Source organism: Enterococcus canis NBRC 100695, assembly GCF_001544375.1.
Classification (GTDB): domain Bacteria; phylum Bacillota; class Bacilli; order Lactobacillales; family Enterococcaceae; genus Enterococcus_H; species Enterococcus_H canis.
The window spans coordinates 48,193-72,515 of the sequence record NZ_BCQJ01000008.1 but is presented as its reverse complement, the minus strand read 5'-3'; the positions used below and the strand labels follow the sequence as shown (position 1 = coordinate 72,515).

Annotated in this window: 28 protein-coding genes and 1 pseudogene; 21 read left to right on the top strand and 8 right to left on the bottom strand. The window is 43.4% G+C overall.

Annotated elements, in window-relative coordinates; translation table 11 throughout:
- The first annotated feature begins 25 nt into the window (after positions 1 to 25).
- The 3 genes and pseudogenes from ECA01S_RS11200 to moaC all read left to right on the top strand — a co-directional run bounded on the left by ECA01S_RS11200 (position 26) and on the right by moaC (position 2,223).
- Entirely contained in the window at positions 26 to 1,255 is a 1,230-nt protein-coding gene (locus tag ECA01S_RS11200) for a molybdopterin molybdotransferase MoeA (protein ID WP_245631221.1), read from the top strand.
- Positions 1,234 to 1,659, top strand: a pseudogene (gene mobB, locus ECA01S_RS14565) (molybdopterin-guanine dinucleotide biosynthesis protein B); the annotation flags it as partial. The gene ECA01S_RS11200 and the pseudogene mobB, both read left to right, overlap by 22 nt.
- Positions 1,660 to 1,743: 84 nt before the next feature.
- Positions 1,744 to 2,223 carry a cyclic pyranopterin monophosphate synthase MoaC gene (gene moaC / locus ECA01S_RS14560; protein WP_067395508.1) on the top strand — a complete coding sequence of 160 codons (480 nt, stop codon included), beginning with the start codon at positions 1,744 to 1,746 and terminating at the stop codon, positions 2,221 to 2,223.
- Positions 2,224 to 2,288: 65 nt separating this feature from the next.
- Here the strand turns inward: moaC and ECA01S_RS11190 are convergent, their stop codons facing one another.
- Positions 2,289 to 2,753, bottom strand: coding sequence for a MogA/MoaB family molybdenum cofactor biosynthesis protein (locus tag ECA01S_RS11190; protein ID WP_067395453.1), 465 nt, complete (start codon positions 2,751 to 2,753; stop codon positions 2,289 to 2,291).
- The gene (locus ECA01S_RS11185) at positions 2,737 to 3,744 is read right to left on the bottom strand and encodes a HesA/MoeB/ThiF family protein (RefSeq protein ID WP_067395450.1); all 1,008 of its coding nucleotides are present in this window, start codon (positions 3,742 to 3,744) and stop codon (positions 2,737 to 2,739) included. Before ECA01S_RS11185 ends, ECA01S_RS11190 begins: the two co-directional genes overlap by 17 nt.
- A gap of 146 nt (positions 3,745 to 3,890) precedes the next feature.
- Between ECA01S_RS11185 and ECA01S_RS11180 the strand changes: the two genes are divergently transcribed.
- From ECA01S_RS11180 to ECA01S_RS11165, 4 genes are all read left to right on the top strand, one after another.
- The gene (locus tag ECA01S_RS11180; protein ID WP_067395447.1) at positions 3,891 to 4,301 is read left to right on the top strand and encodes a molybdenum cofactor biosynthesis protein MoaE; all 411 of its coding nucleotides are present in this window, start codon (positions 3,891 to 3,893) and stop codon (positions 4,299 to 4,301) included.
- Positions 4,298 to 4,534 carry a MoaD/ThiS family protein gene (locus tag ECA01S_RS11175; RefSeq protein ID WP_067395445.1) on the top strand — a complete coding sequence of 79 codons (237 nt, stop codon included), beginning with the start codon at positions 4,298 to 4,300 and terminating at the stop codon, positions 4,532 to 4,534. Before ECA01S_RS11180 ends, ECA01S_RS11175 begins: the two co-directional genes overlap by 4 nt.
- 2 nt (positions 4,535 to 4,536) lie before the next feature.
- Positions 4,537 to 5,553, top strand: a complete 1,017-nt coding sequence (moaA, locus tag ECA01S_RS11170; protein WP_245631220.1) for a GTP 3',8-cyclase MoaA — start codon at positions 4,537 to 4,539, stop codon at positions 5,551 to 5,553.
- 508 nt (positions 5,554 to 6,061) lie between these two features.
- The gene (locus ECA01S_RS11165) at positions 6,062 to 6,484 is read left to right on the top strand and encodes a helix-turn-helix domain-containing protein (protein WP_067395442.1); all 423 of its coding nucleotides are present in this window, start codon (positions 6,062 to 6,064) and stop codon (positions 6,482 to 6,484) included.
- Between the two features lie 337 nt (positions 6,485 to 6,821).
- Here ECA01S_RS11165 and ECA01S_RS11160 read toward each other — a convergent pair whose 3' ends face one another.
- The 3 genes from ECA01S_RS11160 to ECA01S_RS11150 form a co-directional block, all read right to left on the bottom strand.
- Entirely contained in the window at positions 6,822 to 7,262 is a 441-nt protein-coding gene (locus tag ECA01S_RS11160; protein WP_067395439.1) for a hypothetical protein, read from the bottom strand.
- A gap of 341 nt (positions 7,263 to 7,603) precedes the next feature.
- Positions 7,604 to 8,227 (bottom strand): FMN-dependent NADH-azoreductase, encoded by a 624-nt coding sequence (locus tag ECA01S_RS11155; protein ID WP_067395436.1) that lies wholly within the window; start codon positions 8,225 to 8,227, stop codon positions 7,604 to 7,606.
- 99 nt (positions 8,228 to 8,326) lie between these two features.
- Positions 8,327 to 9,175, bottom strand: a complete 849-nt coding sequence (locus ECA01S_RS11150; protein ID WP_067395433.1) for a MurR/RpiR family transcriptional regulator — start codon at positions 9,173 to 9,175, stop codon at positions 8,327 to 8,329.
- A 149-nt stretch (positions 9,176 to 9,324) separates the two neighbouring features.
- Here ECA01S_RS11150 and gnd point away from each other — a divergent pair, with 149 nt between their 5' ends.
- The 11 genes from gnd to ECA01S_RS11095 all read left to right on the top strand — a co-directional run bounded on the left by gnd (position 9,325) and on the right by ECA01S_RS11095 (position 18,541).
- Positions 9,325 to 10,221: a phosphogluconate dehydrogenase (NAD(+)-dependent, decarboxylating) gene (gnd, locus tag ECA01S_RS11145; RefSeq protein ID WP_067395431.1), complete on the top strand. Its 897-nt coding sequence runs from the start codon at positions 9,325 to 9,327 to the stop codon at positions 10,219 to 10,221.
- A gap of 11 nt (positions 10,222 to 10,232) precedes the next feature.
- Positions 10,233 to 11,231, top strand: a complete 999-nt coding sequence (locus tag ECA01S_RS11140) for a D-isomer specific 2-hydroxyacid dehydrogenase family protein (RefSeq protein ID WP_067395428.1) — start codon at positions 10,233 to 10,235, stop codon at positions 11,229 to 11,231.
- 10 nt (positions 11,232 to 11,241) lie between these two features.
- Entirely contained in the window at positions 11,242 to 12,339 is a 1,098-nt protein-coding gene (locus ECA01S_RS11135) for an iron-containing alcohol dehydrogenase family protein (RefSeq protein WP_067395425.1), read from the top strand.
- Positions 12,340 to 12,350: 11 nt separating this feature from the next.
- Positions 12,351 to 13,184 carry a PTS mannose/fructose/sorbose/N-acetylgalactosamine transporter subunit IIC gene (locus ECA01S_RS11130; RefSeq protein WP_067395422.1) on the top strand — a complete coding sequence of 278 codons (834 nt, stop codon included), beginning with the start codon at positions 12,351 to 12,353 and terminating at the stop codon, positions 13,182 to 13,184.
- 22 nt (positions 13,185 to 13,206) lie between these two features.
- The gene (locus ECA01S_RS11125; RefSeq protein WP_067395419.1) at positions 13,207 to 14,064 is read left to right on the top strand and encodes a PTS system mannose/fructose/sorbose family transporter subunit IID; all 858 of its coding nucleotides are present in this window, start codon (positions 13,207 to 13,209) and stop codon (positions 14,062 to 14,064) included.
- Positions 14,065 to 14,088: 24 nt separating this feature from the next.
- Positions 14,089 to 14,595, top strand: coding sequence for a PTS sugar transporter subunit IIB (locus tag ECA01S_RS11120; RefSeq protein WP_067395416.1), 507 nt, complete (start codon positions 14,089 to 14,091; stop codon positions 14,593 to 14,595).
- Positions 14,596 to 14,705: 110 nt separating this feature from the next.
- Positions 14,706 to 15,566, top strand: coding sequence for a hypothetical protein (locus ECA01S_RS11115; RefSeq protein ID WP_067395413.1), 861 nt, complete (start codon positions 14,706 to 14,708; stop codon positions 15,564 to 15,566).
- Between the two features lie 27 nt (positions 15,567 to 15,593).
- The gene (locus ECA01S_RS11110; protein ID WP_067395410.1) at positions 15,594 to 16,037 is read left to right on the top strand and encodes a PTS sugar transporter subunit IIA; all 444 of its coding nucleotides are present in this window, start codon (positions 15,594 to 15,596) and stop codon (positions 16,035 to 16,037) included.
- Between the two features lie 17 nt (positions 16,038 to 16,054).
- A complete protein-coding gene (gene uxuA, locus ECA01S_RS11105; protein WP_067395407.1) occupies positions 16,055 to 17,122 on the top strand; it encodes a mannonate dehydratase in 1,068 nt (355 codons plus the stop codon).
- Between the two features lie 4 nt (positions 17,123 to 17,126).
- Complete coding sequence (locus ECA01S_RS11100) at positions 17,127 to 17,759, top strand: bifunctional 4-hydroxy-2-oxoglutarate aldolase/2-dehydro-3-deoxy-phosphogluconate aldolase (protein ID WP_067395404.1); 633 nt, start codon at positions 17,127 to 17,129, stop codon at positions 17,757 to 17,759.
- 62 nt (positions 17,760 to 17,821) lie between these two features.
- Complete coding sequence (locus tag ECA01S_RS11095) at positions 17,822 to 18,541, top strand: HAD family hydrolase (protein ID WP_067395401.1); 720 nt, start codon at positions 17,822 to 17,824, stop codon at positions 18,539 to 18,541.
- 172 nt (positions 18,542 to 18,713) lie between these two features.
- Here ECA01S_RS11095 and ECA01S_RS11090 read toward each other — a convergent pair whose 3' ends face one another.
- Complete coding sequence (locus ECA01S_RS11090) at positions 18,714 to 18,998, bottom strand: rhodanese-like domain-containing protein (protein ID WP_067395399.1); 285 nt, start codon at positions 18,996 to 18,998, stop codon at positions 18,714 to 18,716.
- Between the two features lie 282 nt (positions 18,999 to 19,280).
- On the opposite strand from ECA01S_RS11090, the gene ECA01S_RS11085 reads away from it, so the two are divergent.
- The 3 genes from ECA01S_RS11085 (at position 19,281) to manA (ending at position 22,167) form a co-directional block, all read left to right on the top strand.
- Positions 19,281 to 20,111: a VOC family protein gene (locus tag ECA01S_RS11085; RefSeq protein ID WP_067395396.1), complete on the top strand. Its 831-nt coding sequence runs from the start codon at positions 19,281 to 19,283 to the stop codon at positions 20,109 to 20,111.
- A gap of 63 nt (positions 20,112 to 20,174) precedes the next feature.
- Positions 20,175 to 21,173, top strand: coding sequence for a serine hydrolase domain-containing protein (locus ECA01S_RS11080; RefSeq protein ID WP_067395393.1), 999 nt, complete (start codon positions 20,175 to 20,177; stop codon positions 21,171 to 21,173).
- Positions 21,174 to 21,207: 34 nt separating this feature from the next.
- Positions 21,208 to 22,167 (top strand): mannose-6-phosphate isomerase, class I, encoded by a 960-nt coding sequence (gene manA / locus ECA01S_RS11075; RefSeq protein ID WP_067395390.1) that lies wholly within the window; start codon positions 21,208 to 21,210, stop codon positions 22,165 to 22,167.
- Positions 22,168 to 22,262: 95 nt separating this feature from the next.
- On the opposite strand, the gene ECA01S_RS11070 is transcribed toward manA, so the two are convergent.
- Positions 22,263 to 22,961, bottom strand: coding sequence for a type 1 glutamine amidotransferase (locus ECA01S_RS11070; protein ID WP_067395387.1), 699 nt, complete (start codon positions 22,959 to 22,961; stop codon positions 22,263 to 22,265).
- The gene (locus ECA01S_RS11065) at positions 22,954 to 24,303 is read right to left on the bottom strand and encodes a Mur ligase family protein (RefSeq protein WP_067395384.1); all 1,350 of its coding nucleotides are present in this window, start codon (positions 24,301 to 24,303) and stop codon (positions 22,954 to 22,956) included. The genes ECA01S_RS11070 and ECA01S_RS11065 overlap by 8 nt, the downstream gene beginning before the upstream one ends.
- Positions 24,304 to 24,323: the final 20 nt, after the last annotated feature.

Below are 24,323 nucleotides of genomic sequence, written 5' to 3'. Positions count from 1 at the left end.
CATACATCTAGGGATTTCCCTATATGTGAAAAAATATACAATCGAGGGTGAACGCATGTTTCTAGAACGAACAGCTATCTCACTAGCAGCTGCACAGCAAAAAATAAAAGAACTAACGATAACCAAACGCACCAAACGAGTGGCGGTAACAGCTGCTCATGGTCTAGTTTTAGCCGAAACCATTACCGCACCTTTTCCACAACCATCTTTTCGGCGCTCAGGCTATGATGGCTATGGGATTACGACCGCTGATGATGGGGCTTTTCCGATTACTTTACGCTTGGCAGCGGAAGTCCCAGCCGGTGCGACATTCCAACAAAAATTAGCGGCTGGTGAAACAGTTCGTATCATGACGGGGGCGCAAGTGCCTGAGGATGTAGTCAAGGTCATCATGCTGGAAAAAACGGAACAATTACCAGACGGTAGGGTCTTATTCCATGAAGGTAGTCGCAGTGACAATATCACCCCAATTGGGGCTGAGTTTCCACAAGGCGCCACCTTATTGACTGCTGGTCAACGAATGAATGCTGGCGCTATCAGTTTATTAAGCGCCTTTGGAATCAACGAGTGTTTGGTTTATGAAAAGCCGCGCGTGGCGGTTTTAGCTACGGGAACTGAATTACTGGCGGCAGGCAGCGTCCCAGAGGCTGGTAAAATCTATAATAGTAATGGTCCTTTATTAGCAGCGTTGGTAGCTGAGAATGGTGGGGCGTTGTATGAGCTCGGTCAAATCGCGGATGAAATGGCTACCGTAGAAGAAACCTTGAAGCGCTTAGCGCAAGAGGTAGATTTAATTATTACCACAGGGGGCGTTTCCGTAGGCGATTTTGATTTTTTGGCCGTCGCAGCGCAGGATAGTGGTCAACTTTTATTTAATAAACTGGCGATGCGTCCAGGCAGTCCCACCACGGCGTTTGTTTACGAAAATACCCCGGTGTTGGCACTTTCTGGCAATCCAGGGGCTTGTTTCACAGGTTTCTATTTACTAGTAGAACCTTTACTGCAGGCTTTTCAAGGACAAGAGAGCCGCTTGCGGCAAACGACCTTGAAGTTGGCCCATGATTATCGTAAGAAAAATAATTTTGACCGCTATTTACGAGGAACCTGGAGGGAGGAAACAGTGGCCTTAGTGGGCAGTGACCAGTCTAGCGCCTTAGGAAATCTGCATTTGACTACTTGTTTTTTCAAGATTCCTCATGAACAGGAGCTGACAGCCGGAGAGGAGGTCCAAGTATGGTGCCTACCTTGCAAGTAATTGGCAAGAAAAAATCGGGAAAGACTACCACGATGATTCGTCTAATTGAGACTGCGCGCCATGATAATTTAGAAGTCGCGGCCTTTAAGCATACCCATCACAGTGTGGCGATGGATGTGGCGGGTACCGACACTGACCGCTTTGCCCAAGCTGGTGCTAACCAAGTGGGCATGCAGCAGGATGGCGGATTTTTCTGGCACGAAACGCGGCCGATGACGAATAAGCCAGTCCCTTTAGAGAACGAAATCGCGCATTATGTGGCAGCTAAAACAGAGCTGATTTTGATTGAGGGCTTCAAGTGGGAAAGCTATCCGAAAATCTTGCTATTGCGTCCCAATGACGAGGTGGCTGATTTTGCAGAGTATGGACCGTTTCTAACGATTGCCACGATCTTTCCGGAAAAAGTGGGACCCGCGGTAGTAGATTTCACTACTGCGGAAAAAGTAGCTCAGTGGTTTAGTGAGTGGTTGCAGGAGGAGCAGAACAAAATGACAGAATTGACGCATTTTAATGAACAAGAGCGGGCACGGATGGTGGATGTGACCGAAAAGCAGATTACTCACCGAGAGGCAACAGCGGAAGTAACCGTAGTGATGCAGCCAGAAACCTTACAGCGTATCAAAGAAGGGCAAGTGAAAAAAGGCGATGTGCTAGCAGTCGCCCAGGTCGCAGGGATTATGGCGGCGAAAAAAACCAGTGAACTGATTCCCATGTGCCATCCGCTATTAATTAGTGGGGTGGATATCCACTTTCGCGATAATAATCAGCAGGAGTTGACGATTACGGCAACGGTAAAAGTCACAGGTCAAACGGGCGTGGAGATGGAAGCTTTGACAGCGGCCCAAGTTGCGGCTTTAACAGTTTACGATATGTGTAAAGCGATGGATAAAGGCATCCGGATTACCAATGGTCATTTAGTAGAGAAAATCGGTGGAAAAAGCGGTCATTACGTAAATCCAGCTGGTTAAATAAAAAGTGTTTGAAACGCAATCGACCAATAGCGTTTCAGACACTTTTTGCATTATTTAGGTGGTTATTTGCGCCGTTCTTGAACTAAGTGAACTAATTCTGGCAGAATCAATTGCTCCATTCCTAGACGACAGGCTTTGGTAGAACCCGGTAGACAAAAAATCAAGGTATCTTGTGCATCAAAGCCGGCCAGCGCGCGGGAAGCCAGTGCATGGCTGCCGATTTCTTGATAGCTTAGCCAACGGAACAGTTCGCCAAAGCCATCAATGGTTTGCACAAGGAGCGGTGATACGGCTTCAAAGGTGACATCCCGTTTGGCAATGCCGGTACCGCCATTTAGAATCAGCACATCTTGGCTAAGGGTACGAGCGGCGATGGCTGTCTGAATTTCGGCAATGTCATCCTTTACGACGATGCGTTCTTGTGCTGGAATCGTCGCGGGCAGTAGCGTCGCAATCAGCTGACCAGAGCTGTCGGTAGCCACGGTTCGCGTATCGCTAACAGTAATAATGCTAAGCTTGATGTCCATTAAAAAGACCTCCTGAAACTAATTGTTCGGCGTAAGGTCGCACTTCTTCCGCATCCTGAAAGCCGTAAAAGTGCGCACGTCCATTTGGAAAACAAGTGATTTGATAATGGTCCCACGTCAACTGAGTGGCTAGTGGATTTTGCCGAATTGTAATGGGTTTAGGGCAAGCAGCTAATTTTTCGTAAAGTGCTGGCGCCATTTGCACCGCAAAGACTTGCTGACCACAGAGCTTTTTGATAGTAAGATTTGGTGCCGCGGCAGGCGCTTTTTGACAGTAGGCGCAGTGCGGGTTACGCCGGACCTTGAATTTTTGAATGGCTAAAGACCAACCATCCACATAAATCATTTGATCCCAACGCAGGTCGGGAGCTGCGGTTAAAATTTGCAAAGCTAAGGAAACCTGCAGGCTACTGATGAGCGGCACTAAGGGGGTCATTACTCCTAGAAGATCACAATCTTTTTGCGCCAATTCAGTCAAGTTGGGGAAAGCGCAGCCTAAGCAAATATCGACGCCGGGACGCAAAGGCATCACTTGTCCGGTAGTGCCAGCTAAGGCAGCGAAGACCAGTGGCCGCTGATAATGACGGCAATAATCATTCAGTTGTTGCCGGACCTGATAATTATCGGTACAATCTAAGAGGAGATCAGCCGGTGGTAGCTCAGCCAATATGAACTCTTCGAAGGATGCTTGAATTGGATTGATCACTACTGCACGATTAATGGCTTGTAACGCTTTAGCAGCTGCCGTTACTTTGGGGATAGCCTCAAGGGCGTCTGCTTCCGTAAATAACGTCTGTCGTTGTAAATTGTGGAGCTCGACATGATCGTAGTCAACTAGTGTCAGCTGACCAATACCCATGCGGACACATTGCTCGGCGGTGTAAGTGCCTAATGCACCACAACCAACGATTAAGACGTGGGCTGCTTGTAATTTGGCCTGTCCAGCCGCACCAATTTTAGCCACGCGTATTTGGCGGTCATAACGGTCCATCCTAGGGCCTCCTTCGTGATTTTTTCTCACGTTAACATAACATAATCCATAAGTAAAGGGAATTGGGGAGTACACTTATTTCCTTTTTATTTAAAAACAAGTACAATACGTTCAGTATCTCACAAATAAGAAAGCGAGGAAACAACATGGCGTTAATCAAGTTGCAAACAGAACCCATCGATGTTGCCTTTTACTATAATCAATTAAAAGACCCCCGTTACGGAGGAATCGTGACTTTTTCAGGTGTGATCCGCGAATGGACCGGTGCCATTCAGACCAAAGGAATTGGCTACACGGCTTACGAAGAGATGGCTGTAAAAGAGCTGACCAAATTAGCAGCATCAGTCGAAGAAAAAGGCGCAAAGGTAGTGATTGTTCATCGCTTAGGAGAGCTAGCCATTGGCGAAGAAGCTGTCTTTATCGGCGTAGCTTGTCCACATCGCAAAGATGCCTTTGTCGGCTGCGAATATCTCATTGATCACTTAAAGAAGAATGTACCGATTTGGAAGAAAGAATATGATACCGATCAAATCCGTTGGGGAGGATTAAGTCAATGACAATTAAATTATTTGCCTACTTGGCTGAAGCAATTGCACCAGAAATTCAGTTGGATCTGCCTAGTACTTTGGATAAAGCCACACTGCTAGCGGCGGTTGCGACAGCCTATCCACTGTATCGTAGTGATATTGAAAGCTGTTTAGTTGCCGTAGACCAGGAGTTTGTCGAAGGTCCCTTTACGGTTGCCGCGACAACGGAGATTGCTTTAATTCCTCCTGTGAGTGGGGGTTGAAAATGACAGAAATGACAGCTACCAGCCCAGTTTTAAAAGACCGCTTTGGGCGAATCCATGATTATTTGCGTTTGTCCATCACGGATAAATGTAATTTGCGTTGTGTCTACTGCATGCCAGAAGAAGGACTGCCCTTTTTCCCAGATGAAAAAGTGCTGAGCTGTGAAGAAATCATCCAATTAGTCCAACATTTTGCTAAGTTGGGCATCCATAAAGTTCGTTTGACTGGAGGCGAACCACTACTGCGAAAAGATATTCTTGAGATTGTTGCCGGGATTCGCAGTATTCCTGAAATCACAGATATCGCCATCACCACCAATGGCTTAGCTTTGCCGCGCTTGGCTCCAGCTTTGAAAAAAGACGGCGTTGACCGTTTGAATATCAGCTTAGATACTTTTGATCCCAAACGTTATCATGAAATGACGCGTGGTGGACAGTTGAAACGGGTGCTGGCAGGTATTGAGGCCGCCAGCCGTGAGGGATTTGTGATTAAGCTCAATACGGTGGTTATTAAAGGGCAGAATGAGCATGAACTGGTGGACTTTTTAGCTTATACCTTTGACCATGACGTTAACGTCCGCTTTATTGAATTTATGCCGATTGCCAGCAAGCAGCAGGAATGGTCGGAACGTTATCTAGGTATCGAAGAAGTTTTCCGAATCTGCCAAGAAAATGGTTGGGACTATACGCCTCTAAAACTATCCGGTAATGGTCCCTCGGAAAATTATCAAATCAGTGGTGCGCAAGGTTCATTTGGCTTGATTCATCCAGTGAGCTGCCAATTTTGTGAAAGCTGCAATCGTTTGCGAGTCACCGCAGATGGGTGTCTGAAGTCTTGCCTTTATTGGGGCGATGAAATTGATTTACGTAGTCGTTTAACTGACTTTGAGGCTTTTGAAACAGCAGTTTGGCAAGCCTTAGCAGATAAACCCGAGAATCATGAAATGGCGTTGAATGAACAAGACCGCGTCAAAGATAAGACCCCTACCTGGCGACATATGAGCCAGATTGGGGGGTAACCGAATGGCCGCTTAACGTGGGCTTCAGAAAAAGGGTATGAGATGACGAAAAACGTGTCAATCTCATACCCTTTTTTCGAAAGAAATTAAAGAAATGTAAGCAGTCAGCTTGTACTTTCATATTAGTTATAAATTGACTAAACAAAATATTGCTCAATAAAGATATGCATTAAGTTACTCGAGTATCGCCATCCGATGTTTTCTGAGAGAAAATGTCGATGCAGACTTTTCAATGACTTAGTAAAATCCTTTCAAATTTGTGAACCGTATTATTTGTTGCAAAAAAAATATTGATCTTTTAACAAAACGGTTTTAGTAGATGAGAGCTAGTGCCGAAATATTTATTGATACTAACAATAGTTTTGCAAGAATCTATTCATATAGTGAATATTTATGATAAACTTATCATATAAAACTAATGATAAGCTTATTAAACATAAGGTAAGAACTCGCTAAGTAAGGTGAGTTTGAACGATTTAATAAGTTACTAGAAGAGGGAGATGGAAATTTGGAAAAGAGGAAAATTAAAGCTATTTCTGTTGGCTTCATTGTACTCGCTATACTTTTGTATGTTTTAGTGATCTGGTTAGGGCATTCAGTTTTTGCTATGGGTGTGTATGCTTTAATATTGTATGCTTATTATGCTTTCCTGATTGCTCCAATTTCAAAAAGATTTCTGAACATCAAGAAAGCACTAAAAAGTTCAGATATGTCGAACGAGGATTTATCTAAAATGACCAATATTGACCCTGAAAAAATTAATCTATTACGGGAAGAAAATGAATTTACCGAAGAGGAACTTGATAGTTTAGCATTAGCATTAAATGTAAAAAAAGATCATTCCTCCCAAAAAAATGCAAAAAGGATTATTTTTATTGTGCTTGGAACTATTTTACTAGTAGTTTTAGTGTATTTTCTTTTTGGGGAATAGTGAGATGAACAGATAAGAAAGAAGGAGTAGGCAAGAAGAGCTCTTTATCAAGAAAGTCCTCGAGCATATAAGCTAATAGGGGCTTACCAGCATCGGTAAAGCTTTTTGTTATGGACGTCTGTCCGTCAATTATATATGTCATATAATGATTGAGCTAGATCCAATTAAAGTACCATAAGAAATTTTTTCACTTGGAGAAATGCATACTATATCAAATTTGACTAAATAGAAATAAATGCTTCAAAAATGGGGCAAGCTATTCTTATATAGAGAGAATAAGTAAAAGTAATAAGATTATCTAATTGGTATACAAATTAGATAATCTTGTTACTATTTTTTATCGCGTAATCTCAAGCAGTTTACTTTCTTTATAATAGAAGTCACCAATCGTCAACTTTTCAAGAGGTATTTCTAAATGCTTCGATATAGGCTCGTCTTCATAGCTATTTAGGGAAAAAAGCACAGCTATTTTTTTTACATTGTTATCATTAAAGTGTTCTTGAATATAGTTAAAGAAAGAGGTTCCTTCCTCAGATAGAAAAGGCTCACCTTCATCCGGTAAACTGTTCATAGAGGCTACTTGATACCTAAACGGACTAAGGTGTTTGCTAAATGAAAAGCGTTCTCCAGTATTATCGTCAATATTTGCTTCGAAATAAAATTTGGGAAGGTGATCAAAATCCTCATAATAAATTACTGATCCTTTTTGAATGCCTCGGTCATTTACATCTCCAAGCGCTAAAGGACGATTACTCCCTATATAGACATATTCTGTCATACGTTTCTTCCACCTTTAAACTCATTTACACCAATGGATAAGTTGAAATAAGTCATTCGTTTATTTTTTATCGTTTACTTTTGTAGGTATCTCTAAAATACCAGTATTCTGACAAAATTCCAATGACTTAACATTCGATAGCTTTAGCCCTACAATTAAGTATACTAAATCTGAAAAAGCCTCGTAGGAGCAACGCTTTAGCTAATCCTGTCAAAATCCAACTCATGGAGGTCAAATTTTGAACAGGAGTATGGGCGTGCTTTTCGGTATCATAAAAGTAGGGGATCTACGACGCTGAAAAGGACGTCAACGAATTTCGTTGACGTCCTAAGTTTTAAGAATTAAAAGGTTTTTCCAAGTTCCGTTGCTTTGGCCATTGCCGCTGTCAGCAATTCATCAGCACGATCTGGTTGGTAATCGATACCTTCGATAAATAATTGTTGGATATCGTCGATGCCGATAAAGCGGAAAATCGTGTTGATATATTGAGATGCTGGGTCGTTGCCTTCGTAAACACCGCCATTTGATTGGATGTGCAATAATTTTTTGCCACCAGCTAAGCCAACTGGTTGTCCTAGTTCATTATACTTGAAGGTTTTACCAGCTACGTTGATGGTATCTACCCAAGCTTTCAAACGGGTAGGAATCCCTAAGTTCCAAAGTGCATTAGCAATTACGACTTTATCCGCAGCTAAAAATTGTTCGGTTAATTCATTGAAACGGGCGATTTTAGCTTGTTGGTTCTCAGTCAAGTCAGTGAAAGCTGTGCCGGCGCGCAAGGCATTCCAACCAGAAAGCAAGTCTTCGTCGATTTCAGGAATATTGTCGCTGTATACATCGATCACTTGGATAGTATCTTCTGGGTTTGTTTGGCGGTAATTATCTAAGAAAGTAGAAAGCGCACGGACTGAGCGTGATTCATCTTTCGTTAGGGGATGTGCTTTGATTGCTAAAACAGTTGCCATATTTGTTCATTCTCCTTACTTTTTGTCAGTAACATAACAAATGTATACTACTAAAAAAAAGAAGCGAAAACAAGTAAAATGCTTTCACTTCTTTTTAGGCTATTCTTTGATGCCGGAAATTACGCGGCGAACTTTGCTAATGGAGTCCTGTGATCCCTTCCGATTGCGGAACATGAGGATGACATAGAGGGAGTCCATTAAGCTTAGCTGGGAGATGCGTGAGGCTAAGGCCTCTGAACGAAACTCGGTTTCTTCTGAAATCGAGATGAAGGTGACATCACTTAATTTAGCTAAAGGTGATTGAGCTTGACTGGTCACCACAATAATTTTTGCCCCAGCCTCTTTGGCAACTTCCGCCATGTGGATTGTTTCCTTTGATTTGCCGGTGTGAGAAATAAAAATCGCACAGTCTTCACTAGTCAGTAGGGAGGCTTCCATCAATTGGATATGATAATCCGTACTATGAAAGACTGGTACTGGTGAACGTAGAAACTTGTGATAGGCATCCGTCGCAACAATCTCAGAACCGCCCACGCCAAAGAAAAATAGACGCTTAGCACCATCAATCATATCTACAGCCGCTTTTAATTCCGCCTCTTGTAACAAGTTGCGGGTGTCGCTCAAGGTGGAAATATTGGAATCAAATACTTTTTGAGCCATGGTCAGTTCACTATCGGACTGCTGGATATTTTCGTGAATGGTAATGGCAGAAATGTCGTTTTCCTGCATCAACATCGCTAACTTAAAATCTTTAAAGCCGTTAAAGCCCAGCTTTTTTGTGAACTGGAAAAAGGTTGAATCCGCGATGCCCAACTCATTCGCTAAATCACTGATGGAGCTGTGACTGACTTTACTCGGATTTTCCAATACGTAATCCGCGACTGCTTGTTCTTTAGGACTGAGATCTTTATAGAGACTTTTTATTTTTAGCCGTATCGAAACGCTCATTAGGGCAACCTCCTTTGGGAATGATTATACTCTTTGGTTTAAAGATACAGCGTTTTCATATAAAAGGCAACAAAAAATATTTTTTTATTTTCTCTTTACAAAAAAATATTTTTTTGTATAATAAAAGTATAAAGATTGGAGGCGCTATCATGGAAATTGGTATTGTTGGTTTGGGTAAAATGGGCATGAATCTAGCATTCAACCTAAAAGATCATGGCTATGATGTAAAAGGGCTAGATTTATCGGAGGCGGCTTTAGCTGCTGCAAAAAAGGAAGGCGTCGCAACATTCACGAATTTAGAAGAATTGACTGCTTCATTTAACGGCCGCCGCATCATTTGGTTGATGTTGCCGGCAGGCGAACCAACGGAAAAAGTTTTAGAGCAATTATTACCATTATTATCAGCAAAAGACATTGTAGTAGAAGGTGGCAATTCAAATTACAAAGATTCTGTTCGCCGTGCAAATACGTTTGCAGAAGCGGACATCAGCTACTTTGACTGTGGTACATCAGGCGGAATCTCCGGCGCTCGTAATGACGCTTGCCTAATGATTGGCGGCGACAAAGAAGTTTTTGCTTCTATTGAACAGTTGTTTAAAGACATCGCCATTGAAAACGGTTATCTTTATGCGGGAGCTTCTGGAAGCGGTCACTTTTTGAAAATGGTCCACAATGGCATCGAATATGGCATGATGCAAGCTATTGGCGAAGGCTTCCAAGTAGTAGAGCAAAGTAATTATGATTTCGACTTAGCCGAAGTGGCACGCGTTTGGAATCATGGTTCAGTCGTACGTAGCTGGCTCATGGAAATCGCAGAAGCACAGTTCAGACAAAGTCCTAAGTTAGCTGATTACCGGGGCGTAGTTGCTGCCTCTGGGGAAGCAAAATGGACGGTTGAAACAGCTCTGGAAATGGATGTACCGGTACCAACCATTGCTTTGAGTCTCTTTATGCGTAACCTTTCTCAAGAAGATGACAGTTTCTCGGCAAAAGTTGTTTCGGCTTTGCGTAATGGCTTTGGCGGTCATGAGATCGTGAAGAAATAGGAGGCATTGACATGACAGAATTCAATATCGCGATTGTCAACTCCAGTAGTTTTGGGAAAATTTTCCCAGAGCATCTCAAACGGCTAAATGAAATCGGTCGGGTAGAACACTTCAGCGTTGATGGTGAGATCCCTGGAAAAGAGTTGGCGGAACTACTGCAAGGCTTCAATATTATTATTGCTAGTGTTACCCCATTCTTTACGGAAGAATTTTTCTCTTATAAAGATGAGCTGCGCTTGATTACCCGCCACGGAATTGGCTATAACAACATTGACTTAGCGGCTGCAGAAAAACATGACACGATTGTTTCCATCATTCCAGCTCTAGTGGAGCGAGATGCGGTAGCAGAAAATAATATCACTAATCTGTTGGCGATTTTACGTTGTACAGTGCCAGCTGATACGGCGGTACGGGAAGATCGTTGGGAAGATCGGGCCCAGTTTGTAGGACGGAGTCTTTACAATAAGACAGTAGGTGTCATCGGCGTCGGTAATACAGGTAGCGCAGTAGTAGAAACCTTACGTAATGGCTTCCGCTGTAAAGTACTAGCTTATGACCCTTACAAATCAGAACTTTATTTAAATAGTCATGGTGCTGAAAAAGTTGATTTCGATACATTGTTAACAGAAGCCGATATCATTTGCCTGTGTGCTAACTTGACGGAAGAAAACTATCATATGATCGACAAAGCAGAAATCGCTAAGATGAAAGATCAAGTGTATATTTCCAACAGTGCACGCGGTGCTTTGCTAAGTGAAGAGGCCATGATTGAAGGATTGGCAAGTGGCAAAATTGGCGGTTTTGCTACCGACGTGTTGGAAGAAGAACCAGGTCGTCATGATCATGGCTACCTTGCTTTTCCCAATGTCGTCATGACGCCCCATACATCAGCCTATACACGGGAGTGTTTAGAGGAAATGGGTAAAAAGTGTGTGCGGGATGTCGAGGATGTAACAGCTGGCAAATTGCCAGAACGTTCAGTACAGACCCACAGCCGCTACCTATCATAAGGAGGTTGTTATGCTAACAGATCTAAAAGTAAAGGTGGGACCTCAGTTTTACCGCTATCATGTTGGCGCACTGCAACATGTGCCAGACGTTTTAGCGGAGTATCAAGCGAAGAAGCTGTTAGTAGTCCATGGAACTGTTTCTTGGGAGAAGGCCCAGCCGCGGCTGCCTTTCTTACAGGATTACCAAGTGGTCTATCATCAGTACACTGGTGAATGTAGTTACTATGGTGCTGGGCTAATTGAAGCCATCGCACAAGCTGAAGACATTGATTTTATCATTGGTGTCGGGGGTGGAAAATTAGCCGACCTTGTCGGGTATGCGGCGCATCGATTGAATCTGAACTTTGGGGTTATCCCCACATTGGCCAGTAATTGTGCACCTTGGACACCACTTTCGGTGATGTATAAGGAAGATGGTACTTCTGAAGGCAAGTCAGAGCATTACTTACGCCAAGCGGCCTTTTTGATCACTGATCCAGAATTAGTGATTGATTCACCGGTTCCTTATTTTATCGCAGGTTTAGCAGACACAATCGCCAAATGGTATGAATCAGAATTGATCCTAGCGCAAGACGCGCTGACAGCGGAACCGTTTCTGCAAATGGCTGGCTTCACCGCTAAATTATGCAAGGATGCCATTATGCAAGATTCTGCAAAGGCCATCCGCGACATGGAAGCGGGGATCGTTTCAGAAGAGTTTGTGCATTTATCAGAAATCGTCTTTGCCGTTGCCGGTATGGTGGGCGGATTAGGCGACAAATATGCACGCAACGCGGCGGCTCACGCGATGCATGATGGTATGAGCAAGTACCTCAGCGGCAGCCACGCATTTTTACACGGAGAAAAGGTGGCTTATGGCATCTTTTATCAATTGGCACTAGAAGGACGCTGGTCATTGATTGACGAACTTCTGCCATTTTATCAAGAATTGCAGCTGCCAACTTCACTGCATCAAATGGGAATTTTTCCAGAAGACCAAGAACTTATTGAGAAAATCGTCCAATTTATCGATTCGAAGGAAAAAGTCCATTTGATCCCGATTGAGATCAATCAGGCAGTTTTACGGCAAGCAATTTTTGATTTAGAAAACTATATGAGTGAGAAATAGGAGGAGGAAATATGGATACATTAAGTGTTACACAGAGTTTACTGATTGCCCTTTGGGTTGCAGCAGTCATGTCAAGATGGCTAGGAGGGGGCGCGACATTAACGCTGCGTTTCTCACCTTTAATGACCGGTTTAGTTGTAGGGATTATCATGGGCGATGTCGCTCAAGCAATGATTGTTACCGCAGCCTTGCAAATGATTTACATGGGAGTCTTCTCACCTGGTGGCTCAATGCCAGCTGAACCGTCAATTGCCGCAGCGATTGCCGTACCCGTTGCTTTATTAGGTAACTTGAAACCGGAAGCGGCGATTGCCGTAGCCGTACCAGTTGGTCTATTGGGAAGTTACTTGTATCAATTCCGCTTCTTTATCAATACGTTCCTAGGTAAATATACCGATAAAGCGGTTGAAGATTTGAACCACAAAGCAATTTCTCGTTCGATCATTTGGTATCCAACGATTGCATCATTCATCTTGTTTGTTCCTTTAGTATTCGTAGCCTTGTACTTTGGTGCCCCAATGATTGCCGACGTAATCACCGCCCTAGAAGGAACGGTTGTCATTCATATCTTGGAAGTTGTCGGTGGCGGATTGGCCGCAATTGGGATTGCGACAACAGTTTATGTCATTGGACGTAAAGACTACATGGTCTTCTTCTTCCTAGCTTACTTCTTGAGTGTTGTCTTGAAATCATTGGAAATCACCATGGTTACTTACGCAATCTTTGGTGTCTTGATTGCCTTGATCTTTGTACAATCACAAAAAGGCGGCAAGAACGCAGCACCAGCAGTCGAAAGTGGCGGTGCTTCATTTGATGATGACGACGACTACGATGACGGATTCTAAAACGAGCCAAGGAGGGAATAACATGACAGAATTAGCAAAAAATACAAGCATGGCACCAGAAGAAATTACTAAAAAAGATGTAACAAAAGCGTATCTACGTTGGCACTTTGCCAATGAAATTCCCCATTCATTTGAACGTTACCTAGCACCATCATTACTATATGCAATGATGCCGCTATTACGGAAATTATACAAAGACGATGACCAGCTGAAAGCTGCTTACAAACGTCAATTACTATTCTTCAACACTCAGCTAAGCTGGGGTGGTGGGGTCATCACTGGTTTGATGAGCTCAATGGAACAACAACGGGCTGAAGAAGAGTATGAACACAAAGAAATCATGATGCAAGATGATTTAATGTACAATACGAAAGCTGGTTTGATGGGCGCCTTGGCTGGTATCGGGGATGCCATTGACTCAGGAACCGTTCAGTACATTTTTATCGCGATCGCAGTTCCTTGGGCGCAACAAGGTAGTGCACTAGGTGCCTTGTTCCCATTCGTATTCTTTGCACTGTACCAAGCAATCTTAGGGGTCTTCTTTGCTCGCCAAGCCTTCTCAATGGGACGTAATGCTACCGGCTTAATGCAAAGTACTGGCGTTCAAACAGCTATTGAAACCTTGTCTGTACTAGGTCTGTTTATGATGGGTGTCTTGGCAGGGAACTACGTTAAAGTTTCCTCCACACTGAAATTTGCCATCTCTGGTCGTGAATTCGTCATTCAAGACTTGCTGGATCAGATTGTACCGGGAATCTTACCACTAGCAGTTGTAATGGGTGTATACTGGTTCTATACAAAGAAAGGGTTAAAAGTAACCCAAGCCTTGCTATGGTTGACAGCGATCTTAATCGTCTTAGCCGGCATCGGTATTCTATAATTTAAAAAAGGGAGTGTTCCAGAAATGGGAGAAATCAATTTAGCACGGGTGGATGAACGCTTAATCCACGGACAAGTTATGGTGACTTTATCACAAAAAAGCGGCGTTAACTCTATCTTCGTGGTGGATGATGTCGTTGCAAAAGATAAATTTATGCGTGATCTTTACAAAAATGCTGGTAGTCGGACAGGTCAAAAGACCATCGTGATTACACCGGAAAAAGCTGAATTTTACTGGGATGAATACAAGTTTAAAGATTATAACTGTATCTTGATTACCAAAACGGTTAGCGTAATCTACGACTTAGTGAAACACGGAATTCCAATGAAGGAATTAAACATTGGCGGAATCGCGCAAAAAGATCCTGAGAAAGACGTCTTAGTAACCAAATCAGTGTATTTGAACAAAGACGACGCCCTCAAGTTGAAAGAATTAAACGAGCAGTATGGCGTGGAAAACATCTATTTCCAAGCGACACCATCTGCACCAAAATCTAGTTTGAAAGACGTCTTGAAGCAATTCGGACTATAAGCGAAATGGGGTTGTGTCAAAAGTCTCAGCACGTGCTGTGGAACTGGCGGCACATCCCCCTTTCCTTAAATCCGCGTGTGCAATGTTGAACAAGTCCTTGAGGTGAGAAGATGCAGCAAGAAGAAAAATTCAATGACTGGTTGTTCCGTTATCGCTATGTCTACCGTGTACGACGGACGGATAAAAATAAACGACGCTTTCTCCAAGCGCTAGTGACCGACATCGCTAGTATGCGGGAAGATGTGCGCGTGATTGAGTACAACCAGCAGAAAAAAACAGCTTCCCGCAATGTCTATGTGGGCAACGTCAAAAAAGCAGATCGAATTATTTGTACTTATTATGATACGCCTTTGGCTCATTTTGGCGGTTACCGTTTCTTTGATCGGCAAGTTCAAGGTAAGCGGACTACAAATTTGATCATTTTAAGTTCAATCTTGATGATCCTACTAGGGCTGGCCGGCACGCTACTCTATATGAAATTGGCCACAACCGCCTTTGACTTGTCATCATTGTATACTTGGCTCTTTATCGCAATTTTTGGGCTGTACTTCTTTGCCCTAGGAAAAGTCACGCAAGGCTTGTCACGGCGTAAAAATGTCATTCGGAATACCTCGTCTGTTTTAGCCCTTTTACGATTGATGGAAGCAGCCGGACCTAACACCGCCTTTGCCTTTTTAGATGAAGGAACCTATGGGGACAACGGGTTAGAAGTGCTGCGCTCCAGTACCAAAAAACAAGCACAGATCATCTACCTAGATAGTATTGGGGCCAATGAGCCGCTGCAAGTAATAGGCAGTGGTATTAGTAAAGGCCGTTTAGCAGAGGCTGGCTTGACAGCGACACCAGGAAATGATGTTACCTATGTCATTAGCGGGAGCGTTGAGGGAGCGGGTTACGAATTAACGAAAACAGCCATGAAACAAGATTTGAATATGGAAAATCTAATGACAGTGACGGCACTTTTAAAGTAGCCGGAGCTGATTGAAGGAGGAAGCCCGATGTTAGGGATTGTAATTGCAACACATGGAAAATTAAGTGATGGCTTGAAAGATTCAGCGGAAGTGATTATTGGTGCTACCAATAATATTGCCACTGTGAACTTAAATCAAGGTGACGATGTGCAAGCCTTAGGGGACAAAATCAAAGCAGCCATTCATGAAGTAAATCAAGAAGATGGCGTCATTGTTTTGGTAGACCTAGTCAGCGCTAGTCCTTATAACCAATCGGTTTTAGTAGCTAGCATGCTGGAAGAAGCGTTACAAGAAAATGTCTATGTGATTGGTGGCGTTAACTTGCCAATGCTTTTGGAAACTATTAATCATCAATTACTGAACACACCGATTGCTGAAGTTCCAGCCGCTGTTTTGGCGCAGGGTGCCGACAGCTTAAGTGCTTGGCATATCTCCATGGTAGAAGCTGACGATGATGAGGATGATTTTTAATACGAGGAGGAAAGTCTATGAAATGGGGCTTTAGATGGTACGGGGAAAGTGACCCGATTCCGTTACAGAATGTGCGCCAGATTCCAGGAATGAATGGAATTGTCGGCACGCTATTAAATAAATTACCTGGTGACGTTTGGGAAGTCAATGAAATCCAAGACTTGAAAGAGTCGATTGAAGCAGGCGGCTTGGAACTATTGGGTATCGAAAGTGTCGCAATTCATGATGCAATCAAAGCGGGCACAGCTGAACGGGATCATTATATTGACAACTATATCCAAACGATCAAGAATTTATCTGCTTGTGATGTACATTTGATTTGTTATAGCTTTAAACCAATCTTTGGTTGGGCCAAAACAACGCTTTTCTATGAAAATGAAGATGGTAGTTTTTCGTTAGTCTATGACCAAGCAGTGGTAGACGAAATGGAACCAAGCGAAATGTTCAAACTAATCAGCAGCCAATCGAAAGGCTTCCAATTATCTGGCTGGGAAGAAGAACGTTTGAATAAATTCAACGGCCTAGTTGAAATGTACGAAGGTGTCACAGAAGAGAAACTATTTGATAATTTGAAATACTTCTTAGAGCGGATTATTCCAGTCTGTGAGGAGATGGATGTCAAAATGGCGATCCATCCGGATGATCCGCCATGGGAAATTTTCGGCTTCCCGCGGATTACGAAGAATCTCTTTGACCTAAAACGCATTATTGAGGCGGTAGATTCACCTTACAACGGTATCACCATGTGTACCGGTTCTTTAGGGGCGGATCCTAATAATGATTTAGTCGAAATCATCCATGAAGTAGGCGACCGCATTAACTTTGTTCATTTCCGTAACGTCGGTTTTATGGGAGAACGTAAATTCAAAGAGACGGCTCATTTGAGTACGGAAGGCTCTTTAGATATGTATGCCATTATGAAAGCCTTGGTAGATGTTGGCTTTGATGGCGTGATTCGTCCAGACCACGGCCGTACTGTTTGGGGCGAAGTAGCGCGACCAGGTTATGGCTTATATGATCGGGCCATGGGTATTACCTACATGCAAGGTCTGCATGAAGCTATTATCAAAGCAAAAGGAGAGTAAGAGCATGCAAGCAAATATGGCCCATGAATTATACCAAAAAATTGCGGAAACAAAATTATTGCCCCTCTATACGGCAACAGACCTGAGCCTACTAGGAAAACTAGAAGAAATTTTAGTGAAAAATGACGTGCGCTTTATTGAGGTGACCTTCCGCAGTAGTTTAGCAAATGAAGCCATCAAACAATTAGCCGCTTCTGGTGAGCTGATTGTCGGCGCTGGCACGGTGCGGACTTTGGCAGAGGCTAAAAGCGCCGTAGCCAATGGCGCTCAGTTCATTGTTTCGCCAGCCATCGTACCAGAAGTCATTGAATATTGTATCCAGCAGGACATTCCTGTCTTTCCGGGAACCGCAACACCAGGCGATATTCAGCGGGCAACGGAGTATGGAATTCGTGTAGTGAAATTTTTCCCAGCAGATATTTACGGTGGCTTGAAAGCTATTAAAGCCTTAAGCGGCCCTTTCTATGATGTCCAATTCCTACCAACCGGGGGTATCAATGAAGATAACTTCACTGAGTATTTACAAGATGAACATATCATTGCAGTTGGTGGTTCCTTCATTATTTCTGAAAGTGCTATTCAAAAAGACAGTGAAGCTGCTGACAAGACGCTAGCGGCACTTGTCGCAAAACGCTAGTAACGAAACACAGCGCAGCGAGTGGCCTTGACCTCTTGCTGCGCTTTTTGAAGGAGAAAAAGATGGATAAAATCGAATTGTTTATTTTTGATATGGATGGTCTGTTATTTGATACTGGCCGCTTAGCTTACCGAGCCTACTATCGTTCAGCCGAAAAGCATGACTTTGAAATCACCCATAATGTCTATTACTATCTGACTGGTCGGACTGAGGCAGATATTCGGGAAGAAATGGCCGTTTTATATGGTACGGACGTGGATTCTAGTGAGTGGCGCCGTTCCATGAATGAATTCAAAGAAGAAATCTTAGCGAAAGAGCAACGGGTTTTCAAGAAAAAAGGCGTGCGGGAAATTTTCCAATTTGCTCAGGAGCAGGGGGTTAAAATCGCAGTGGCCTCTTCTAACTCACGGGATAAGGTGAAGGCCTATTTAGAAATGGAAGGGATTCAAGAGGATGTGGACTTGATGGTAACAGGGGACCAAGTCAGCAAAGGTAAACCAGATCCGGAGATTTTCTTAACTGCCTGTAAAGAAGCGGGGATTGCGCCCGATCATGCTGTCGTTTTTGAAGACTCAGCAGCTGGTATCGAAGCTGCTAGCCGAGCGGGCATTCGCTCCTTCTTGATTGAAGACGACATTACAGATTTACCTACCCGCAAAGGGCAGTATCCGCTGCAAAAAGATTTAAGTCATTTGCGAGATCGCCCGGCGCCGGCAGATTATCAATTTCATGATTTGCTGCAAGCACGGAATTATTTAGCCAAAAAAGAATTGTATCTGTAAAAAAAGGCTGTAAACCAAGTCGCGGAGGACTTAAGTTTACAGCTTTTTCCTTGATGTCAGGTCAGCATAAATGCATTTGGGCATGCAAAAGTAGCTTGGTTCAAGTCGATTACGTAACAACACCCCCCATGGCGCTTATCGTCATGGGGGGTGTGAAGCTCTTCAGAGATGTTTAAGCTGCGTAGCGTTGCCAGCTATAAGCGCCGCCGATGACTAAGACAGCATCATAGCCTTGCTCAGCTAGAAATTCAGTGATAACGGCTGCTTTGCGGCCGCTATAACTTAAAACAAAATAAGTCGTATCCTTGTCCAATTCCCCTAAGCGACTAGGTAGTTCTGTTGCGGGGATTTGCAGGGCGTTTGGTAATAAAGCGGCGTCTTCCCGCAGATCCAAAATAGCTGGTTTTAATTGACGAAAAACAACATCAAAATCTTGTGTAGTAATAGAACGATGCATGAAAATCGTTCCTCCTTTTTCTGAAAGTAATTGGAACATGTCGCCTATCATAAAACCTTTTTTGGATTTCGTCAATTCTTTTGTGCGATATGACGAAACTGTTCGTCTATTCTTAAAAAGACTTAATAAATAACGTTCGTATAGTGAAAAGTAAAGATGATTACCCAGCTGTTCGGCGCCACAAAAACAAATCTTAAATTAAGCGAAACTCGTAAAAGGGTTATTCCTTGCTGAAAAAAAGTCAAATCACTACAATAGAGGTAGATGAATGGGGGAGAGGACATGACGTATCAGCTGGCAAGGGAGGCCGTGATCAAAAACGTTGCGATTCGCATCAAAAATGTTGAAGCGATGAGTGAATTTTACCGTCATATTATTGGTTTTACTTTGAAGCGTGAAGAAAACAATTTGACGATTTTCGGCTCTAGTGCGCCGGAGAGCGAGCTGTTGTTATTAGAAGAAACACCAGAGGGCGAAATGATGTACCCTTTGAAAAAAATGCGCCGGCTATCTTTTTCAGTCGGCTCAGAGGCAGAATTAGCGAGCCTTCTTAAACGGGCAATTCGTGGCAATCAGCCAATCCAAAGTACATTAGAAATGGATGGCTTTAAGGGATTGATTATTCGGGATCCGGAAGGAAATGAATTAGAATTTTTTACGCAGAACCGCGAAAATAAGCCAAACTGTGCCACGGGTCAAGCAATTGATATTGCCGCCTTTGCCAAAGAGGCCGATCCAGCTTTACGTTTGCAGGATACCTTGGCGGTTACGAGCCTTTTGTTTAACAGCGATGACTTGGACCGGAGCCATGACTTTTTCCAAGGACAATTGGGGATCAAGGAAAAAGATTATACAGGTTCGCTAAAAGTTGGCGCTGAGCAACTGACGATTGGTCTGCATAAAAACGAAGATGCGCTATTTGACGAAGAAGAAGCCGCTAGTTTGGGACTTGATTTCGTCACCATCCAACTGCCTGATAAGGCGGCCATCACAGCCTTACATGATCATTTGGCGGCAGGAACCCAACCTTTTTATATTGATAAAAAGTACCGGATTCTGACGATTTTTGATCCTAGCGGGGTAGAGTGGTGGTTCACTCGACCAAAAGAATAACAATAGGACGCCTCTTTGCGGGGGCGTTCTTTTTTTGTTATCCTGTGAGTTAGTAAGAAGGAGATGGATGTTATGGAACGCACGAAAGCGAAGATTGCTTCGCTAGTGGGGGACGCCTACCCAGGAGTTGATTATCGCTTCATTAACCCAGATGAGCACCATATTTTAGGGCTGGCGCAACTTTTGCCGACAGCTGAGGCACTAACAGAAGAGATGCTGTTTGATGTGGCTTCACTGACTAAAGTTGTTTGTACCACAACTGTGATTCTTAAGCTGTGGGAACGAGGGGTTTTGCAATTTGATGAACCTTTGCGGCATTTTTTACCTACCTTTCAGGAAGGGGTCACCATTAGACATTTATTGACCCATACGAGTGGTGTTGCCGGCTACATTCCCAATCGTGATCAGCTGACAGCGTCTGCTTTGCGGCAAGCTTATTTAGCCATGCAGACCTCTCAGTTGCCTAGTCCAGTTAAATACACCGACACAGGAACGATTTTATTAGGCTTTATGCTAGAAGAGATTTTTCAACAAGATGTGGTGACGATTTTTCAAGAGGAAGTTCTGACGCCTTTAGGTATGACGAAAAGCCGTTTTGAAAAAGTAGACCCTGCCCAAGCGGTTGCTAGTCAATATGATAGCCCCCGAGGACCTTTGCGAGGCACAACCCATGATCCTAAGGCCTTCATTTTAGGCGCTCATGCTGGTAATGCCGGTCTATTCACTACCAGTGGTGATTTACTGCATTTTAGTCGCATGCTGTTGCAGCGAGGCTGGCATGAAGGTCCTTTTTTAAAAGAAGAGACAGTCTTACTATTGTTAGAGGACCAAACTCCGGATAAACAAGGAGGGCGCTCACTGGGCTGGGATTTGAAAGGTCCTTATCTCTACCATACCGGCTATACAGGGACCTTCTTGTTATTGGATCCGTTACAAGAAAAAGGCCTGATTTTTCTATCGAACCGAGTCCATCCTTATGACCACCGCGCAGCTTATCTGAAAAAAAGAGATGAAATCATTGAGACTTTTCTCCAAGAAAGTACTAGTGGCGTAAAAAAATGATATAATAAGTCGGAAAAATGATAGGAGGATCCTCATGAAACAAGAACCATTATTTTTAGCACCTGTTTTTCAAGAAAAAATTTGGGGTGGCAACAAGCTTCATACTGTTTTTGGCTTTGATTTACCTAATGATCGCATTGGCGAATGTTGGGCAATTAGCGCGCATCCTCATGGCGTTAGTACGGTTGAAAACGGCGAGTTCGCTGGTTGGAAATTAGATAAGTTATGGCAAGAACACCAAGAATTGTTTGGCAATCAAACAGAACCAGTTTTTCCATTGTTAACTAAAATTTTAGATGCGGAAGATGATTTGTCGGTGCAAGTCCATCCAGACGATGCCTATGGCTTGAAGCACGAAGGCGAATTAGGTAAAACAGAATGCTGGTATGTTTTAGATGCGGAACCAGGGGCAGAGATTGTTTACGGTCATCATGCGCAAACACGAGAAGAATTAAAAGAAATGATCGAAGCCGGTGACTGGGATGATTTATTGACTCATGTTCCAGTGAAAAAGGGCGATTTCTATTATGTTCCTAGTGGCACCATTCATGCCATTGGTAAAGGCATCTTGATTTTAGAAACGCAACAAAGTTCAGACACGACCTATCGTGTATACGACTATGATCGTAAAGATGACCAAGGCCAGACCCGTGAGTTGCACATTCAACAATCAATTGACGTAACTACCGTGCCGGCTCAAACACCAGAAGTTCACATCCAAGAAAATTGCCAAGGAAATTCCAGCGTAGTAACCTATCTGAAGACAGATTTCTTTAATGTCTATGAGTGGCAAGTACGTGGCCGCTTAGAATTGAAAAAAGGTGCGCCTTATACCTTAGTTACCGTAGTTGACGGCGTCGGCAGCTTACTTGTTGACGAAAAGGAATACCAACTGACAAAAGGGACTAGCTTTATCTTACCTAATGCCATTGAAAAATGGGCATTACTAGGGGATATGGATATTATTGCTTCTGAACCTGGAACTAAAGAATAAGCAAAAAAGTCAAACAGTGGCGAACTGGTCAGTGTTTGACTTTTTAAATAAAAACCCCTCCTGCCACGAATATCATAGCAGGAGGGGTTTTTGTGTTATTCAACGTTTTCTAAATCACCTAAGGGTAAATCCACTTGACCATAACGATTTTCTAAAGCCGTGGTAATCAAACGTACAGCCAATGCTTTATTGCGAGAAAGGATGGGACCATGGAAATAAGAGCCGTAGACATTTTTATAAATGACGCCTTCGGAACGATCTTCACCGTTATTACCATTGCCTTCCACGATGTTGCCTAAAGGACGTTCGCCTTCGCCTAAGAAGGTACGACCATTGTGATTTTCAAAGCCATAATAGGTTTCATTGAATTCTTCATTGTGAATCACGATGTCACCTATGAAGCGATTGTTATCTTGCGATAGTGTATAGTGATCTAAGGCACCAATACCTTCGATTTTTTCACCATTGGCGCCCATGTAGTAGTGACCCAATAATTGATAACCACCACAGATCGCCAGCATGACGCCGTTATTTTCAATGTAATCCGTCAAAGCCTCTTTCTTTGCTTGGATGTCTTGAGAGACAATCAGCTGTTCAAAGTCTTGCCCGCCACCGAAAAAGACGAAATCATATTTTTGCGGATCAAAGTCTTCATGGATGCTTACGACTTCTGATTGAAAGTCAATCCCCAGCTTTTCCGCATAGTATTTCAACATTAGGAGGTTCCCGTTATCTCCGTAGGTATTCAATAAATTCCCGTATAAATGGGCCACCCGCAACTGATAGTTAGCCACGGTCCATTCCTCCTTTGATATAGCCTTGGTTGGCTAATTCTTTTCGTAATTGTAATACGGCTGTATACGTCGCCAGAATATAAACATGTTCTGTCGGCAATAGTTTAATGTCTTCAATGACTTCCGTCAACTCTTTCGTCTCGGTCAAGCGCTCCTCTGGAATACCTGCGACTTTCAGACGTAAAGCCATGTCCTCATGGCGCTCACCGCCAGCAATTACCGCCGGAATATTCATTTCAGCAAAGGCCTCGTGATTCCCATCCCAGATCCAGCTGACATCAATGCCGTCCGCATAGTTGGCATTGAGTAAGCTTACTAAGGAGAAAGGATAAGGGGCTAAGCCAATCATATCGATAACTTGATTCAAGCCAACCGGATTTTTTACTAAAATCAGCGTACAGATTTTATCGCCGATTTTTACGACTTCTTGGCGACCGAAAACTTTCTCATCATAGCCTAAGCCTTGACGAATTTTTTCCGGAGCCACATGATAATATTCGGCCACGGCTGTCGCAGCTAAGGCGTTGTAGACATTGTACATGCCGCCTACCTCAATGCCGTATTCTTCGCCATCAATTACGAAGTCAGCGGAGACATTGTCCATCCGCACCATTTTAGTCAAGGTATAGTCCAGTTCTGGCCGATGGAAGCCGCAGTTAGGGCAATAGTATTTGCCTAGATTAGCATAAGTGATCATTTTGTAATGTAAAATGTGGTGACAGACGGGGCAAAGCACACCGTCTGTATTGTAATGCGCCATTTGTTCTTCATCTGGCAGGTGGTCAAAGCCGTAATATTTCCGAGGATTGACGGTTTCTACTGAGTTGAAGATGGGGGAGTCGCCATTGCAAATGATGGGCGCATTAGGTGACTTGGCAGCTCCTTCGGTAATCAAGCGATAGGTAGTATAAATCTCGCCGTAGCGGTCCATTTGGTCACGGAAAATATTGGTAAATAAAAACAACTCTGGCTTAATATATTCTGTAACCTTGCTAAGACTGGCTTCATCAATCTCCAGCACCGCAAATTTCTCGCCTTGGCTTTTCTTAGCTTGCAGGAAGGTGGAAACGATGCCCTGCACCATATTAGCACCAGTTGGATTTGTCAAAACGTGATCGAATTGTTGCTTTAAAATATTGACGGTCAAGGCTGTAGTGAGGGTTTTACCATTGGTTCCGGTCACTACGATGACTTTATAATCTTTGGCTAATGTATCTAAAATTTGCGGATCAATGGCTAGCGCCAACTTCCCCGGGTAACTACTGCCGCCCTTGAAGAAAGTTTTTAATACCCACTGTGATGTCTTACCAGCCGCAACGGCCAGCGCACTTTTGAACCCCATAAAATTCCTCCGACTTTTCA

Excerpts from the sequence above, each read along its gene's own strand:
- moaC (WP_067395508.1), top strand. The coding sequence starts at position 1,744 with ATGACAGAATTGACGCATTTTAATGAACAAGAGCGGGCACGGATGGTG.
- ECA01S_RS11190 (WP_067395453.1), bottom strand. The coding sequence starts at position 2,753 with ATGGACATCAAGCTTAGCATTATTACTGTTAGCGATACGCGAACCGTG.
- ECA01S_RS11185 (WP_067395450.1), bottom strand. The coding sequence starts at position 3,744 with ATGGACCGTTATGACCGCCAAATACGCGTGGCTAAAATTGGTGCGGCT.
- ECA01S_RS11180 (WP_067395447.1), top strand. The coding sequence starts at position 3,891 with ATGGCGTTAATCAAGTTGCAAACAGAACCCATCGATGTTGCCTTTTAC.
- ECA01S_RS11175 (WP_067395445.1), top strand. The coding sequence starts at position 4,298 with ATGACAATTAAATTATTTGCCTACTTGGCTGAAGCAATTGCACCAGAA.
- moaA (WP_245631220.1), top strand. The coding sequence starts at position 4,537 with ATGACAGAAATGACAGCTACCAGCCCAGTTTTAAAAGACCGCTTTGGG.
- ECA01S_RS11160 (WP_067395439.1), bottom strand. The coding sequence starts at position 7,262 with ATGACAGAATATGTCTATATAGGGAGTAATCGTCCTTTAGCGCTTGGA.
- ECA01S_RS11155 (WP_067395436.1), bottom strand. The coding sequence starts at position 8,227 with ATGGCAACTGTTTTAGCAATCAAAGCACATCCCCTAACGAAAGATGAA.
- ECA01S_RS11150 (WP_067395433.1), bottom strand. The coding sequence starts at position 9,175 with ATGAGCGTTTCGATACGGCTAAAAATAAAAAGTCTCTATAAAGATCTC.
- gnd (WP_067395431.1), top strand. The coding sequence starts at position 9,325 with ATGGAAATTGGTATTGTTGGTTTGGGTAAAATGGGCATGAATCTAGCA.
- ECA01S_RS11140 (WP_067395428.1), top strand. The coding sequence starts at position 10,233 with ATGACAGAATTCAATATCGCGATTGTCAACTCCAGTAGTTTTGGGAAA.
- ECA01S_RS11135 (WP_067395425.1), top strand. The coding sequence starts at position 11,242 with ATGCTAACAGATCTAAAAGTAAAGGTGGGACCTCAGTTTTACCGCTAT.
- ECA01S_RS11130 (WP_067395422.1), top strand. The coding sequence starts at position 12,351 with ATGGATACATTAAGTGTTACACAGAGTTTACTGATTGCCCTTTGGGTT.
- ECA01S_RS11125 (WP_067395419.1), top strand. The coding sequence starts at position 13,207 with ATGACAGAATTAGCAAAAAATACAAGCATGGCACCAGAAGAAATTACT.
- ECA01S_RS11120 (WP_067395416.1), top strand. The coding sequence starts at position 14,089 with ATGGGAGAAATCAATTTAGCACGGGTGGATGAACGCTTAATCCACGGA.
- ECA01S_RS11115 (WP_067395413.1), top strand. The coding sequence starts at position 14,706 with ATGCAGCAAGAAGAAAAATTCAATGACTGGTTGTTCCGTTATCGCTAT.
- ECA01S_RS11110 (WP_067395410.1), top strand. The coding sequence starts at position 15,594 with ATGTTAGGGATTGTAATTGCAACACATGGAAAATTAAGTGATGGCTTG.
- uxuA (WP_067395407.1), top strand. The coding sequence starts at position 16,055 with ATGAAATGGGGCTTTAGATGGTACGGGGAAAGTGACCCGATTCCGTTA.
- ECA01S_RS11100 (WP_067395404.1), top strand. The coding sequence starts at position 17,127 with ATGCAAGCAAATATGGCCCATGAATTATACCAAAAAATTGCGGAAACA.
- ECA01S_RS11095 (WP_067395401.1), top strand. The coding sequence starts at position 17,822 with ATGGATAAAATCGAATTGTTTATTTTTGATATGGATGGTCTGTTATTT.
- ECA01S_RS11090 (WP_067395399.1), bottom strand. The coding sequence starts at position 18,998 with ATGCATCGTTCTATTACTACACAAGATTTTGATGTTGTTTTTCGTCAA.
- ECA01S_RS11085 (WP_067395396.1), top strand. The coding sequence starts at position 19,281 with ATGACGTATCAGCTGGCAAGGGAGGCCGTGATCAAAAACGTTGCGATT.
- ECA01S_RS11080 (WP_067395393.1), top strand. The coding sequence starts at position 20,175 with ATGGATGTTATGGAACGCACGAAAGCGAAGATTGCTTCGCTAGTGGGG.
- manA (WP_067395390.1), top strand. The coding sequence starts at position 21,208 with ATGAAACAAGAACCATTATTTTTAGCACCTGTTTTTCAAGAAAAAATT.
- ECA01S_RS11065 (WP_067395384.1), bottom strand. The coding sequence starts at position 24,303 with ATGGGGTTCAAAAGTGCGCTGGCCGTTGCGGCTGGTAAGACATCACAG.